This is a genomic window from Streptomyces sp. NPDC059002, assembly GCF_042740435.1.
Lineage (GTDB): Bacteria > Actinomycetota > Actinomycetes > Streptomycetales > Streptomycetaceae > Streptomyces.
The window spans coordinates 1-13,963 of the sequence record NZ_JBHYJI010000002.1 but is presented as its reverse complement, the minus strand read 5'-3'; the positions used below and the strand labels follow the sequence as shown (position 1 = coordinate 13,963).

The 13,963-nt window shown below is 72.3% G+C and carries 14 protein-coding genes and 1 pseudogene; 6 read left to right on the top strand and 9 right to left on the bottom strand.

Going from position 1 to position 13,963, the window contains the following annotated elements:
* Positions 1–66: 66 nt before the first annotated feature.
* Together ACFWZ2_RS02055 and ACFWZ2_RS02050 are read left to right on the top strand one after the other, a co-directional pair.
* Entirely contained in the window at positions 67–405 is a 339-nt protein-coding gene (locus tag ACFWZ2_RS02055; protein ID WP_384540411.1) for an NAD-dependent epimerase/dehydratase family protein, read from the top strand.
* Positions 309–683: pseudogene (locus ACFWZ2_RS02050) on the top strand (RNA polymerase subunit sigma-24); the annotation flags it as partial. The gene ACFWZ2_RS02055 and the pseudogene ACFWZ2_RS02050, both read left to right, overlap by 97 nt.
* On the opposite strand, the gene ACFWZ2_RS02045 reads toward ACFWZ2_RS02050, so the two are convergent.
* Positions 683–1,159 carry a (2Fe-2S)-binding protein gene (locus ACFWZ2_RS02045; RefSeq protein ID WP_384540409.1) on the bottom strand — a complete coding sequence of 159 codons (477 nt, stop codon included), beginning with the start codon at positions 1,157–1,159 and terminating at the stop codon, positions 683–685. The pseudogene ACFWZ2_RS02050 and the gene ACFWZ2_RS02045 overlap by 1 nt on opposite strands.
* Before the next feature lie 15 nt (positions 1,160–1,174).
* Complete coding sequence (locus ACFWZ2_RS02040) at positions 1,175–3,481, bottom strand: molybdopterin cofactor-binding domain-containing protein (protein WP_384540406.1); 2,307 nt, start codon at positions 3,479–3,481, stop codon at positions 1,175–1,177.
* 159 nt (positions 3,482–3,640) lie between these two features.
* On the opposite strand from ACFWZ2_RS02040, the gene ACFWZ2_RS02035 reads away from it, so the two are divergent.
* Positions 3,641–4,099, top strand: a complete 459-nt coding sequence (locus tag ACFWZ2_RS02035; RefSeq protein WP_384540404.1) for a pyridoxamine 5'-phosphate oxidase family protein — start codon at positions 3,641–3,643, stop codon at positions 4,097–4,099.
* 59 nt (positions 4,100–4,158) lie between these two features.
* On the opposite strand, the gene ACFWZ2_RS02030 is transcribed toward ACFWZ2_RS02035, so the two are convergent.
* The 6 genes from ACFWZ2_RS02030 to ACFWZ2_RS02005 form a co-directional block, all read right to left on the bottom strand.
* Complete coding sequence (locus ACFWZ2_RS02030) at positions 4,159–5,226, bottom strand: acyl-CoA dehydrogenase family protein (RefSeq protein WP_384540401.1); 1,068 nt, start codon at positions 5,224–5,226, stop codon at positions 4,159–4,161.
* Complete coding sequence (locus ACFWZ2_RS02025; protein ID WP_384540398.1) at positions 5,226–6,398, bottom strand: acyl-CoA dehydrogenase family protein; 1,173 nt, start codon at positions 6,396–6,398, stop codon at positions 5,226–5,228. Before ACFWZ2_RS02025 ends, ACFWZ2_RS02030 begins: the two co-directional genes overlap by 1 nt.
* Before the next feature lie 53 nt (positions 6,399–6,451).
* Positions 6,452–7,645, bottom strand: coding sequence for a CaiB/BaiF CoA transferase family protein (locus tag ACFWZ2_RS02020; protein ID WP_384540396.1), 1,194 nt, complete (start codon positions 7,643–7,645; stop codon positions 6,452–6,454).
* Positions 7,646–7,780: 135 nt separating this feature from the next.
* Positions 7,781–9,268 carry a CoA transferase gene (locus ACFWZ2_RS02015; protein ID WP_384540393.1) on the bottom strand — a complete coding sequence of 496 codons (1,488 nt, stop codon included), beginning with the start codon at positions 9,266–9,268 and terminating at the stop codon, positions 7,781–7,783.
* A 44-nt stretch (positions 9,269–9,312) separates the two neighbouring features.
* The gene (locus ACFWZ2_RS02010) at positions 9,313–10,050 is read right to left on the bottom strand and encodes a helix-turn-helix domain-containing protein (protein WP_384540390.1); all 738 of its coding nucleotides are present in this window, start codon (positions 10,048–10,050) and stop codon (positions 9,313–9,315) included.
* 49 nt (positions 10,051–10,099) lie between these two features.
* The gene (locus ACFWZ2_RS02005) at positions 10,100–10,999 is read right to left on the bottom strand and encodes a YihY/virulence factor BrkB family protein (protein ID WP_384540388.1); all 900 of its coding nucleotides are present in this window, start codon (positions 10,997–10,999) and stop codon (positions 10,100–10,102) included.
* A gap of 307 nt (positions 11,000–11,306) precedes the next feature.
* Here ACFWZ2_RS02005 and ACFWZ2_RS02000 point away from each other — a divergent pair, with 307 nt between their 5' ends.
* Positions 11,307–12,005 (top strand): pentapeptide repeat-containing protein, encoded by a 699-nt coding sequence (locus ACFWZ2_RS02000; RefSeq protein ID WP_384540385.1) that lies wholly within the window; start codon positions 11,307–11,309, stop codon positions 12,003–12,005.
* A 46-nt stretch (positions 12,006–12,051) separates the two neighbouring features.
* On the opposite strand, the gene ACFWZ2_RS01995 is transcribed toward ACFWZ2_RS02000, so the two are convergent.
* Positions 12,052–12,576: a cupin domain-containing protein gene (locus tag ACFWZ2_RS01995; protein ID WP_384541242.1), complete on the bottom strand. Its 525-nt coding sequence runs from the start codon at positions 12,574–12,576 to the stop codon at positions 12,052–12,054.
* A 125-nt stretch (positions 12,577–12,701) separates the two neighbouring features.
* On the opposite strand from ACFWZ2_RS01995, the gene ACFWZ2_RS01990 reads away from it, so the two are divergent.
* Positions 12,702–13,553, top strand: a complete 852-nt coding sequence (locus ACFWZ2_RS01990) for a LysR family transcriptional regulator (protein ID WP_384540383.1) — start codon at positions 12,702–12,704, stop codon at positions 13,551–13,553.
* Between the two features lie 191 nt (positions 13,554–13,744).
* A complete protein-coding gene (locus ACFWZ2_RS01985) occupies positions 13,745–13,942 on the top strand; it encodes a hypothetical protein (protein ID WP_384540380.1) in 198 nt (65 codons plus the stop codon).
* Positions 13,943–13,963 lie beyond the last annotated feature (21 nt).

Genomic DNA, 13,963 nt, shown 5'->3' with positions numbered 1-13,963 from the left:
CACAGACGCGCGGGCTGTCTCGTCTCCGGCCCGAAGAGGCAGTTCGCGAAGAGGAGAGTGACGGTGATGCGCGTGTTCGTGGCGGGCGGGACCGGGGTGTTGGGACGGCGGCTCGTGCCGCAGCTCGTGGCCAGGGGGCACTGGGTGACGGCCACCACGACGAGCGCCGCCAAGCCCGGGCCGCTGGAGCGGCTCGGCGCGGAAGCCGTCGTGATGGACGGCCTGGACGCGCTGTCGGTCGGCGAGACGGTCGCAGCGGCCCGCCCCGACGCGATCGTGCACCAGATGACCGCGATCTCCCCGGCCCACGCGGGCAAGCCCGATCTGAAGCACATCGACTGCCCCGCTTCGAGGCCGACCGGCGCGAGCGCGAGGAACTCGCCGGGCGGTTCTTCAACGTCTTGAGGGAAGGCGACGTCGACGGGCTGCGGGACCTGCTCGCCGCCGACGCGTCGCTGCTCGGCGACGGCGGCGGCAAGGCCCCGCAGTGGGCCAAGGGCATCTTCGGCGCGGCGGACGTGGCCCGGATGCTCGCGGCGACCGCCGCGCCGTTCGCGAGGATCGGCATCGTCCTCGACGGACGGATCCAGACGATCCGCTCGGTGATCAACCCGGACAAGCCCGGGCACGTGGGCCTGGTAGCGGACGCCTGGTCGGTGCTGCGAGAGGCACAGCGGGCCCGTCACATCTTCTCGGCGCCCACCCTGATCGCCTCCCGTATGCGGAAGTACGTGCCGCAGCGGCAGATGTTGCGGATGCCGTCGAGGTCCTCGTCGGTGACCTTGCGGCCTTCCTCCGCGACCCGGCGGACCAGGGCGACGGCGGCCATGATCTGCCCGGGCTGGCAGTAGCCGCACTGCGCGACGTCCTGTTCGAGCCAGGCCTCCTGCATGGGGTGCAGGTCCGCGCCGACGGTGGCGGGCAGCCCCTCGATGGTGGTGACCTCGTCGGTAGGCTTCAGGTCCCCCACGGGGATCGCGCAGGGATTGGCGGCCCTGCCGTTGACATGGCTGGTGCAGGCCTTGCAGACGTTGATGCCGCAGCCGTACTTGGGTCCGGTCACGCCGAGGATGTCCCGCAGGACCCACAACAGGCGCTCGTCGTCCGCCGCGTCGACGGTGACCTGTTCGCCGTTGAGTCGGAAGGTGTGCTTGGGCACGGGTTCTCCAGGAGGTCAGCGGACGTGGTCCAGGCCGTCGGTGGGCGACGGGGGGATGGGCGGGACGGTCGGCTTGGGCTCGAAGGAGAGCGTGCCGTGGTTGATGGGGAAGTCGGTCGGCATGGTGCCGGTGGCCCGGCCGTAGGCGCAGGCGACCGCGGCCATGGAGGCGGCGACCCCGAGTTCACCGGCGCCGCCGGGCTTTCCGGTGGTCGTCGGCATGACGATGATCTCCAGCTCGGGCGGTGAGTTCCACTGCCGGGTGTAGAAGTAGTTGTCCCAGCTGGCCTCGAGGAAGTGGCCGTCCTTCAGGTGCAGGCTCGAGGTCAGGGTCTGCGCGATGCCGTCCATGACGCAGCCCATCATCTGGGCCTCCAGGCCCCGCGGGTTGACGGCGAGACCCACGTCCACGGCGAACACGGCCTTGGTGACGCGCGGCCCGGCCACGCCGTCGCGGATGGGGCGGTTGACGGTCTCGGGGCGGCAGTCGATCTCCATGAGCACGGCGCTGGTGGCGCGGTACTCGGAGTGGAAGGCGATGCCCTGCGCGGTGCCCGCGGGCATCTCCCTGCCCCACTTGCCGACCTCGGCGACCTTGTCGAGGACAGCCCGCGCCCGTTCGTCGCGCAGGAAGTCGCGGCGGAACCGGTAGGGGTCCTTGTGCATCTTCTCGGCGAGCCGGTCGACGATCAGCTCGCGGGCGCACGTGACGTCGGGGGAGTAGACGTTGCGCATGCTGCCGGTGTTGAAGCCCTTGTCGGTCTCGTTGAGCAGCCGGCTGTGCAGGCCGAAGTCGTACGGCATCGACTGGGTGAGATGGAAGAAGGTCTGCGAGAAGCCCATGTCGCCCACCGGCAGCTTCGCCGCGAGGGCGGTGAACACCTCGCCGAGCCCGTGGCTGAAGTCGGTGGAGACGCTCGTGTGCCGCTGCTTGTAGGCGAGCACGGAGCCGCCGAGGTAGTCGGCGCGCACCCGCGATGTGGCCATGGGGTGGGCGCGTCCCTGCCGGGAGTCGTCGGCCCGGTGCCACATGAGCTTGACGGGCTTGCCGACCTTCTGGGAGATCTCGGCGGCCTCCAGCGCGGCGTCGAAGAACAGCTTGCGCCCGAAGGAGCCGCCGCCCTCGACGACATGCACGGTGACCGCGTGCTGCGCAAGCCCGAGCCGCGCTGCGATGGCCTGCCGTGCGACGATCGGCGCCTTGAGGCCGCACCAGATCTCCGCGCGGTCGGAACGCACGTCCGCTATCGCGCAGTTGGGCTCCAGCGCGCTGTTGCTGCGGAAGCGGAAGGTGAACTTGGCCTCCACCGACGGGGTCACCGCGGGGAGTCCCATGGGCGGTTCGGCGGCCCGCAGTTCCTGGAGCACGGACTCGTCGGACTTGCCCTCCGCGCTGCCGGGCCGCCACGTCACCTTCAGGGCGCGTACGGCGTCGATGCACCGGCCGAAGGTCCGCGCGCGCACCGCGACGCCGGTGGAGATCTCCACGACGTCGGTGACGCCGTGCATGGCGCGCACCTCGTCGAGGTTGGCGACGGAGCCGACCTTGCCGTTGATGGTCGGCGGACGGCACACCATGGTCGGTGCGGCGTCCGGGACATCGAGGTCCATGGCGAACTGCTTGCGTCCGGTGACGGCGGCGCGGGCGTCGATGCGGTTCTGCGGCGTGCCGATGACGGTGAACCGCTCGCGCTCCTTGAGTTCCACGGACACCTGCCGCGGCTTCTCACTCGCGGCCTTCTCGGCGAGGGCCCCGATGTCGATGTGACCGCCCGTCAAGTCGCTGACGACACCGGCCTTCAGGCTGAGATCGGCGACCGCCGAGCCGAGTTCGGCCGCCGCGGCCTCCAAGAGCCGCCCACGGGCGACCGCCGCGGCGACCCGGACGGGCGTGTAGGTCGAGATGGTCGTGTTCGACGCGCCGGTGAGCTGGTTGAACACCAACTCGGGCCGCGCGTCGGCCAGGGTGACCCGCACCCGGTCGAGCGGCACGTCCAGTTCCTCGGCGATCAGCATGGCCGTCGACGTGGTGATGCCCTGCCCGACCTCGGCCCGGGGCAGCGCGAACGACACGGTGCCGTCCTTGTTGACCTCGACCTTGATCAGGTTCGCCGTCGGCTTGGCGGCCAGGGTCATCACGTCGTTGAGGTCGACCAGATCGGTGATGTCCGCCGAAGGGAGCGCGGCGGGCGACGCCGACGCCGGAGTGATCTGGGCGGCGGTCACCAGGGTCGGCGCGGCCAGCACGAAGCCGAGGAACCGGCGCCGTCCGATGCCGGGCGCGGCGGCCTCGGCCCGCTCTGTGCGATCGGACCTGCTCATGTCGTCCCCTATCCCGTCGGTCGAGCCGGCGATCACCTTATCGGTCGACTCCGCTTTGTCGGCGGGCGTGGGGGCATGGGACGTAGGACCGCAGTCCCATACGTACGACGGACCAGGGCCCCATGTCCGTGATACGCACGCCGACTAGGCTCGACGACCATGCAGAACGAGGAGAACGCCGGTCGCAAGGTGGCCGACCGCAGGCGCGACACGCTGGCTCGGCTCGACGCGGAGCGGGACATCTGGCTGGCGACGGCCCACCCCGAACACGGCCCGCATCTGGTGGCGTTGTGGTTCGTGTGGCATGAACAGGCGCTGTGGATGTGCACCGGCGCGACCACCGCGACCGCACGCAACGTCCGTACGGAGCCCCGCGTCCGCCTGTCGCTGCCGGACACCGACGACGTGGTGCTCATCCAGGGAGAGGCCCGGGGCTTCTCCGCCGACGACGTACCGGTGTCCGCCGCCGACGCGTTCGCCGCCAAGTTCGGCTGGGACCCGCGGAAGGAGGAAGGTCCCTTCCTGTACCTGCGTGTGGTGCCGGGGACGGTGCGCGCCTGGCGCGGCACGGTGGAGTTGGGGCGTGGGCGCGCATTTCATCTGTTCCCTGCTCCTTGACCATGGCCGGTGTCCGGCCCACCGCACGGGGGCGATGGGCCGGTCGGCGACGCGATGGATCAGGGTGTGGCGGTGAGGGCGGGCCAGAGGGTGCCGGCGCTGAGGGGCCTGGCCAGGCGGCGTGCCCAGTAGGTCTCGTCGCCGTCCTCGTCGCGCCAGGACCACAGGCGCGTGGTGGCGAGGTGGAGCGGGCTGAGCCGGGTGATGCCGATGGCGCCGTGGAGTTGATGGGCGATGCGGGCGATCTCGGCGGCCGACGCGGATGCCTGGGTCTTGGCGGCGGCCACGGCGAAGTGCGCGGCCGGGCCGCCGCTGTCCAGCGGGGTGGCGGCGGCCTGCACGGCGGCGCGGACCAGGGCGGCCTCCTCGACCAGCCGCGCCTCCTCCTGCTTGACGGCCTGGAAACGGCTGAGCGGACGGCCGAACTGCGTACGGGCGGAGGTATGGGCGACCGTCAGGCCGACGCAGCGTTCCGCGGCACCGGCGATCAGCGCGGAGCGGGCGAGGGCCGCGCGGAGCCGGGCCTCGTCGAGCAGTTCGGGGGAGATCCGGCGGACCTGCGAGGCGGGAATCTCAAGGGAGTTGAGGTGCAGGTCGTCGCGGGGTTCATCGGCGAGGTTGCCGCCGGGGGAGAGGACGGCCCGGTCCGGCGTGAGGGTGAACAGGACGGGCCCGAAGGGGGCGGTGGCCAGGACGACCACCGCGGTCGCTGCACGGCCCCAGGGGACACGGCGCAGGGTGCCGGTGACCAGCAGGGTGTCGTCGTCGCCCAGGCAGCCGGCCGAGCCCACCGCGGAGGCGGCCGGGTGTGCGTGACGGATCGTCAGCTCGGGTGCGACGGCGTAGCTGAGCGCGCCGTCCGGGACGGGGAGGCCGACGCGGCGCAACAGCGGGCGGGCGACCAGGGCGGTCTCGGCGAGGGAGGCGGGGACGGCGCGGCGCCCTGCTTCCTGGGCGGCGGCGAGCAGTTCGGCGGTGGGGGCGTCCGGGGACGGGAGGGCCACCGCGTCGGGCGCGGTGGTGTTGGCGACGACGGCGATGGCGTCCGCATCGGCGTAGAAGGCGGTGGTGTCGTAGGCGTCCGCGGAGATGACGGGGGCGCCGGTGTCGATCGTGTGCGTGTTCATCAGTGCTGCTCCAGACCGCGCGTGATGATGCCGCGAAGGATTTCGTTGGTGCCGCCGCGCAGCGTGTAGCCGGGGCCGTGCAGCAGGGCGAAGGCGAGCAGTTCGGGGTGGCTGCCGGGCGTGGCGTGCGGATCGGCCGCGGTCGGCAGGATGCCGCGGACGGTGTCGACCAGCGCACCCTCCAGCCGGGTGCCGAGATCCTTGACCAGGGCGGCCTGGGTGTCGGGCGAGGCCCCGGAGTCCAGGGCCGCGGCCACACCGAGGGAGAGGCGGCGGATGCTGTGCAGACGGGCCGTCAGAAGGCCGACCTGGGTGAGCTGTTCGGCCGTGACCGAGCTGTGCTCCGCCAGCTCGCGGAGCAGGGAGACCAGCAGAGGGAACGTGGACAGATAGCGTTCCGGGCCGCTGCGCTCGAAGGCGAGTTCGCCGGTGACCTGCTGCCAGCCGTCGCCCTGCCGCCCGAGCAGCATGCCGTCGGGGACGTCGACGCCTTCGAGGTGCAGGGCGTTGAAACGGTGCTCGCCGCTTATCAGATGGATCGGCTCGACCCGTACGCCAGGGGCGCGCAGGTCGACGATGAACTGACTGAGGCCCGCGTGCCGGTCCTCGGCGTCGTCGGTGCGGGCGAGCACGATGGCGTAGTCATTGGCATGGGCGCCGCCGGTCCACATCTTGGTGCCGGTCAACCGCCAGCCACCGGCGGTGCGTTCGGCACGCGTGGCGACCGAGGCGAGATCGGAGCCGCTGCTCTTCTCGCTCATGCCGATAGAGAAGAAGCAACGCCCGGCGGCGATCTCCGGCAGGAAGAAGCGGCGCTGCTCCTCGGTGCCGTGCTGGAGGATGGAGGGCCCGGCCTGCCGGTCGGACACCCAGTGGGCGCTGACCGGGGCACCGGCGGCGAGCAGTTCCTCGATCACCACATAGCGCTCCAGGAAGCCGCGGCCCGCGCCCCCGTACTCGGTGGGCAGGGCCATGCCGACCCAGCCGCGCCCGGCGAGGCGGCGGCTGAAGCCGGGATCCCACCCGGCCAGCCAGGAGTCGGGGCGGCCGAGCACGGTGCCGCGGGCGCGCTCCTCGTCGACGAAGGCGCGGACCTCGGCGCGGAGTCGGCGGGCCGATGCGGGCAGGGCGACATCGGGGAACGCGATCGGTGAAGGTGTCGAAGGGGACATGGTTCATTCGCTCCCGGGGGTTGCTCGATACGTGTGGGGGTGCGGGAAGGCGGTCAGCCCGCGGGCCGCAGCAGAGAAGGGTCGAACCCCGCCTCGCGCAGCACCTCGTCGGTGTGCTGCCCGATGCCCGGGCAGGGCCGCAGCTCGGGCTCCGGGTCCGCCGAGTAGCGCACCGGGCGGCCGATGACCCGGTAGCGGCCCTCGGTGGGGTGCTCGGCCTCGTACAGCAGGCCGCCCTCTCGGGCGTACGGGGTGGTGGCGGCGGAGGCGAGGTCGAGCACGGGGGCGGCGGCGATGCCCACCCGGTCGCAGAACTCCTGCCACTCGGCGTTGGTATGACGCGGCGTAAGCCCCGCGAGCAGCGGATAGAACGCGTCGGCGTTGCGGGCCCGGTCGGGCCCTGTGGCGAACCGCGGCTCCGCGGCGAGTTCGGGGCGGCCCACGAAGGCGGTGAAGTCCCGCCAGTTGCGGTCGCTCTGCGGCAGGATGCACATCCAGCCGTCGGCGGTACGCAGGGCGCGGCGCTCCGGGCTGAGCGAACGGGCCGAACCGAACTCCCCGTCGGCCTCAAGAGCGGCCTCGCCCAAGTGCTCGACCAGGTTGAAGGCGAGCATGGTGTCGGCCATCGGGACCTCGACGTGCTGCCCGGTGCCGCCGTGCTCCCGGTAGTGCAGCGCGGCAAGGACCGACTGGGCGATCTGCATGCCGCAGATCTTGTCGGCGAGCACGGTGGGTACGTAGTGCGGTCGGCCGGAGACCTGGTGGTTGAGCCAGACCAGACCGCTGGCCGCCTGGATGATGTCGTCGTACGCGGCGTGGGTGCCGTAGCTGCTCTCGCTGCGGAAGCCCTGCGCATTGGCGTAGATCAGGCCGGGGTTGACGGCCGCGACCTCGTCGTATCCGAGGCGGAGCCTCTCCAGGGCCTGCGGGCGCAGGTTGGTGATGAAGACGTCGGCGGTGCGCAGCAGGGCGAGCAGGGCGTCACGGCCGTGCGGGCCCTTGAGGTCGATGGCGGCGCTGCGTTTGTTGCGGTTCAGATTGAGCGCGGGGCCGCCCATGCCGGGGTTGCGCCGCGGCGGGTAATGCCGCGTCATGTCACCCGCGGGCGGCTCGACCTTGACCACGTCCGCGCCCAGGTCACCGAGCTGCTGGGCGGCGTACGGGGCCATGATGACGCTGGCCAGTTCGATGACGCGGACTCCGGCGAGGAGCCCGCGTCCGGACGGGTTGTTCGACTTCTGAGACATCTTCTGGTGCCTCCTGAGGCATGGGCAGGTGGATGGGATGGTCCGGTGAGGGATCGCGCCCCGAAGGGGCGCGGGGAACTGCGCGACCGGCCACGACGGACCCGCGGATGACGTACGGCGCGGGCCGCGGAGCGCCTAACTCCACTGGAGCGGGGCGGACCCGAGCGGCGCCCGCCGCCCCGGCTGGGGAACCCCCCGCCCGCTGTAAGAGAACGGCGTGGCCGGTTCAGTAACCGGCCCGAAATCCGTTGCGGTGGTGACCAGTTCGGCGAACGCCACACCCCCGGGCCGGGGCAGGTCGCGTACGTCCTCCCGCTCGAGCAGCCCAAGTTCCCGCACCCAGTGGCACACCCCGGCCAAGGTCACCCGGATCCGCCAGGAGCCGCCCTCCGTCGCACGCCGTCGCAGGACCGTCGCCACGGCGGCGGATCCGAGGTAGGCGGCGAGGTAGTCGTTGAGCAGGTATGTCGGCGGAAGGGATGGCCGGTCGGTCCACTCCTCGACGGCGAATCCCGTTGCGGAGCAGGCGAGTTGGTCGAACCCGCCGCGTTCGCCCCAGGGGCCTTCGGCGCCCCAGGCGTGGTATTCGAGGGTGATGAGTCCGGGGCGGCGCCGCACGAGTTCCTCGGTCGAGGCCCCGTGCCGGGCAAGTCCCCGGTAGGCGTGCACGAAGACGTCCGCTTCCTGGAGCGCGTCGTGGAAGGCCGCACGGTCGTGGTCGTCGCGCAGGTCGCAGTAGGCGTTGCGCTTGCCGCCGCCGGTCATCGCGATCATCGGGATCGGGTCGGGGCGGTCGGGACGCGACAGGTGCAGCACGTCGGCGCCGAACTGGGCGAGGAGCCGGGCTGCGACGGGACCCGCGATGACATGGGTGAGGTCGAGCACCCGTACGCCCGTGAGCGCCTCGTCGGCCGCACCGATCGGCTCCAGGGGCTGGACAGGCCCGTCACCGACGCGTTCGATCTCGACGACGGGGCGCCGCGCGACGAACCGCCCCGCGGGGTGCGCGAGCCACTCGTCCCGGCCGCGCACCACGCAGGCGACGCCGCCCCGCGCGCAGATGGCCTCCTCCAGCGTGAAGGCGTCCCAGTCGGCCACGGCCTTCGCGATGCCCACCTTGTCGAGCCCGCACCTCAGCACGGAGCAGACGGCGTCCCGCAGATGCGGATAGGTGGTGATGACGAAGATCCACCGGCCGTCGCGCGCCCGGTAGAAGTCGTTGTTGCCGAGCAGCGTCGGGTCGTCGAGCAGATCACCGAGGCGGCGCCCCGAGAGCGTCGTGTGGTACGTCGCCATGAGCTGGTCGATCGCGGCCCCGGCCCGCACCTCCACCGTCTGGTGCGGGTGACCGCGCTGTTCGCCGAGCGCCGCGGTCTGTCGTCCGAAGACCCCGATCGCGGCCGACATGGCATCGGCGAGGCGGTGCACCGAGGGCACCAGGGGATCGGCCCCGACGACGGTGATGTCGTCGGTTCCCCGGGCCGGATCGGGGTCGCCGAGGGTGTGGAGGAGGTGGGAGACGATCTCACCGGTGGGGGGCGTTGTGGTCGACGCCGGCGTCGACCGCCCCGGCGTTGTCCGCGTGGTGGTTGTAATGCCGGGATTCTCGGTACCTTTACGCATGTCCCCCCCCATTCACGGATATCCGTGAATCGATGCGCACGCCGTCAGGTCCGCTCCTCCTGGATGTGCGCGAGGAGCCGGGCGGCCGCCCGGTCCAGGCTCAGCCGTTCCGAGCGGCCGCGACGCCGGTGCATGAGGGCGAGGGCGCCGGTGACGACGGGGCCGTCGGTGACGGGGATCGCGAGCGCGCTGACCTCGGGATCGGCGAGACCCTCGCTGCGGCTGATCCGCGACGCACGGATCGCCGGAAGAGCGCGGCGGAACTCGGCGACCGCCTCGGGGTCGTGGCGGGCCAGCTCGTCGAGCAGCCCGCGGCGCTCCGCCTCGTCGGTGAAGGCAAGGAGCAGACGGCCCGCGGCGGTACGCAGGAGTGGCCTGGCCATGTGCCGGTCGGCGACCGGAACCAGGCGGGGAATCTCGTCCTCGCCGCCGCGCGCGAGGTACACGGCGTCGAGCCCGACCCGCACCGTGAGCAGCACCGGGGTCCCCGCCACGCGGCTCAGTCCGTCGAGTTCGGCCTGACCGATCCGCGGCACGACGCGGCCCGCGATGAGGTTGAGGACGTGCGGGGCGGGCCCGAGCCTGAAGCGCCCGTGCTGTTCCAGCAGGAAGCCGGTCGCGGCAAGGCCGTTGACCAGATCCTGCACCGAACTCGCCGGCGCCCCGACCGTCCGCGCCACCTCGGCCACGGTCACCCCGCCGGGCGCCCGCGCGGCGGCCTCCAGGATCCATGCGACCCGGTCCACCGTGCGGTGCCGCCGCCGTCGCCCGTGCTCACTCATCCCGCCCCCACCTCGCTGAACCTGCCATTGCCTCCGCACCGACCACCCGTCACACGCGAGGGCACACGGGCGGAGCCGTCTCCGGCGCGACCGTCCTCGCGGCCCGCGCGCGGGACAGCTCCACCGTGAACTGCGCCCCGGCGAGCAGCGACAGATTCGACACCCACAGCCATACGAGGAAGACGACCACGCCCGCGAGCGAACCGTAGAGCTTGCCGTACGTCCCGAACCCCGAGGCGTACACCGTGAAAAGGCCCGAGGAGAACAGCCAGAGCAGCGCGGCCACCACGCCGCCCGGCAGGATCTGCCGCCAGCCCCGGGCGGCGGGCGGCGCGTTGCGGAAGAGCACGAAGACGAGCAGCGCGACCAGACAGACGAGGGCGGGCCAGCGCAGCACGCTCCAGGCGGTCTGCCCCGCGTCGCCGAAGCCGAAGCTGCGCCCCACGCTCTCCGCGATCGAGCCGCTGACCACGAGGAGCAGTGCGCTGGAGACAAGGAGCGCGAGGAGCATCAGCGCGGTCATCAGTACGCGGTGCGCCTTGCGCCAGACGGGCCGCGCGTCCTCCACCCCGTGGATCGCGTGCAGGGCCCGCCGGAAGACGGCCGAGTAGCTGGACGCGGACCACACGGCACTGACCCCGCCGGCGATCACCACCGTGAGGGCGGCGGAGCGGGCGTCCGCCATCTCGCTGAGCGCCGCGTGCAAGGACCGCCCCGACTCCGCGGGCGCCCAGTCCGTCACCTCGGCGATCAGCGCCTGCGTCGTACCCGGGCTGACCAGACTGATCAGGCTGACCGTGACGAGCAGGGCCGGGAGCAGTGCGAGTATCGCGTAGTACGTCAGTGCCGCCGCCCAGTCCGACACGTCGTCGTTCCACATCGATATGGGGGTACGGCGCAACGCGGTGAGCTGCGGGGACCCCTGCGAGGGCGGCGGTGAACTGTCCATGCGCCCCAGACTTTCATGCCGGACGAACGCGTTCTTACCTGGGCAGACCATGGCGTACCGCCGCCGCGCCTCCGCCGGGGTGTCAGCGCATCGCGTGACCCGGGCGGCCGGAGCAACGGGCGCTGGGGTGAGACGAGTTCAGGTGGAGCACGGCGGCCCGCCATGTGGCGGAAGGGCGGCCCCGATCAGCCGCCGACCAGTGGGCGGACGCTGTGTTTCCCGGGGGTTGCACAGCGGGTCGCACGGCGTTGACGTGACCGCGCCTGGTTCACTCCAGGCTCCCCCTGGTCCCTTTCGAAAGGCCGCTATGCGCGACCGCCGCCGTACCCTGCTCCACGCCGCGATCACCGCCACCGCCACCGCCGCGGCCGCCTTCACACTGGCCCCGGCCGTGCACGCGGCGTCCGCCGACGTGTCCGAGCACCATGACCCCTCCGAGCCCGCGGCCGCGGCGCCCGATGCCGGGCCAGGACCCAGCGCGGACGAGCAGATCGGCGTGATCCGGCAGGGCGCGCTCGCCTGGAACGCCTGGCGCAGCCGGCACCCCGTCGTCCGCCCCGACTTCCGCGGCGCGAACCTGACGGACCTGGACCTCGCGGGCGCCGACCTGCGCGGCGCCGACCTCCGTGGCGCGGACTTGAGAGGGTCGGGCCTGCTCGCCGCGGACCTGGCGGGGGCGGACCTCTCGGACGCGTCGCTGCCCGATGTCGCCCTGGCCGGAGCCGACCTGACGAACGCCGACCTCACCAGGGCCGACCTGAGGGGCGCCCGGCTGACCGAGGCGGACCTCACCGGCGCACTGCTGTCCCGCACCAGGCTCGCCGGAGCCAATCTGACCCGGGCGGACGCGACCACCGCCGTGCTCGCCGACGCCGATCTCACCGGGGCGAATCTCACCGGCGCGGACCTGGACCGCGCGGACCTGACCGGCGCCGAGCTGACGGACGCGATCCTGACGGGCGCCGACCTCAACTGCCACGGGCACTACATGTGCGAACTCCAGTGACACCGGCCCCGGCGCGCACACGGCCGTCGAGTCCCGTGAGCGGCCGTCAGACGAAGTCGGTGGCGGGCTCGGTGGCGTAGCGGCTCATCGTCCGCAGGGTCGCCTGCGGAGTCATCGCCCGGCCGCTCGCGATCATGTCCCGCAGATCCCGGAAGTACTGCACATACAGGTCCGGCGTGAACGTGCTGAGCATGACGGCCGGTTGGTCGGTCGGGTTGGCGAAGGTGTGCGGGGCACCTGTCGGGACCATCAGGAACGTGCCCGCGGTCGCGTCGTGATCCTGGTCCCCGATCGTGAAGCGCACGGTGCCGGAGATGACGTAGAAGCCCTCGTCGTGCTGGGCGTGCCGGTGCTGCGGCGGCCCGGGTGTGTGCGGCGCGAGCACGGATTCGGCGAGGCCCAGGCGGTGCCCGGTGTTGCTGCCGTCCTCCAGGACGCGCAGCCGTGTGGTGCCGAGCATGATCGTCTCGCCGTCGCCGGGCCGGACCACCGAGACGGCGGGGTCGGCGACCGGCTCGCCGTTCTCCGGTCCGTGGGCGGCGGGCTGCTCGTCGATGGATTCGTCGGCCATGGACCGGCCGTTGGTGGCTCTGCCGTTGATGGGTTCGTCGGTCATGCCTCGATTCCACCGCCGGGGCCCCGCGGCCGTCCAAGACCCCTTCCGACGGGCCGATACCGTACGGGTATCGTCGCTGCATGGAGCTGCGTACGCTGGGCTACTTCGTGGCGGTCGCCGAGGAACTCCACTTCGGCAGGGCCGCCACCCGGCTGCACATGACCCAGCCGCCGCTGAGCCGGGCGATCAAACGCCTTGAGACCGAGGTCGGCGCCGCGCTGTTCGACCGGTCCGCCACCGGTGTCGCGCTCACCCCGGTCGGGGCGGTGCTCCTGGACGAGGCACGCGCCCTGCTCGACCGGGCCGATCTGGCGCGCGTGCGCGTGGCCGCGGCGGCCGGTACCGCGGCCGTCACCGTCGGCATGCTGGGCGACAGCACCGACCCGGCCGCGCCACGCCTCGCCGCCGCGTTCCGCCGCAGGCATCCGCACGTCGAGGTCCGCGTCCGCGAGACCGACCTGGCCGACCCCACGTGCGGGCTGCGCGCCGGTCTGGTCGATGTCGCCCTGACCCGCGGGCCGTTCGACGAGACCGGCCTGACCGTACGGGAGCTGCGCAGCGACCCGGTCGGCGCCCTCCTGCGCGCCGACGACCCGCTGGCCCGCCGCCCCGCCCTGAAACTGGCCGACCTCGCCGACCGCCGCTGGTTCCTGTTCCCGCGGGGCACCGACCCCGCCTGGCAGACGTACTGGAACGGCGGAGAGCCCCGCGAGGGCCCCGTGGTCCGCGCCGTCCAGGAATGCCGACAAGCCGTCCTCTGGAACGGCACCATCGGCATGACTCTCCTCGACCACGATCCGGGCGAGGGGCTCACCGTGGTCCCACTGGCCGACATGCCGCCGAGCCGCGTGGTCGCGGCGTGGCAGGAGGGCGACACGAATCCACTGATCCGCTCGTTCGTACGGATCGCGGCCGCGGCGTACCGGGACTGAGGCCCTGCCCGCGCCGCGCGCCGTCTCGTATTCGGGTCGCGATCAGCCTTCCCACCAGGGGCGATGACGGATCGTTACCTCAGTCACGTATGGGTGAGAGGGGGCATGTCGGTCAACTGTCCCGGGCAGCCACGGAACGGTTCGAACCAGCCACCGAGTCGACAACTCCACGTACGAAAAGGAGAGTTCACATGCGCCGTTCCGCCGCACTCGCCCTCATGGCCGCCTCGTTGCTCGGAGCCTTCGCCGCGCCCGCCGCCGCCGTTCCCGACCCCGTCGGGACCGTCACCTGTGTGACGGAGGCCGCCGGAGACATCACCGCGCTCGTCGACCCCGCGAGCCCCGGCGTGCCGAGCGAGCTGCCGGGCGCGGCCTGCCTCGCCCCGTGACATGAGCGCCCGGCCGCTTCC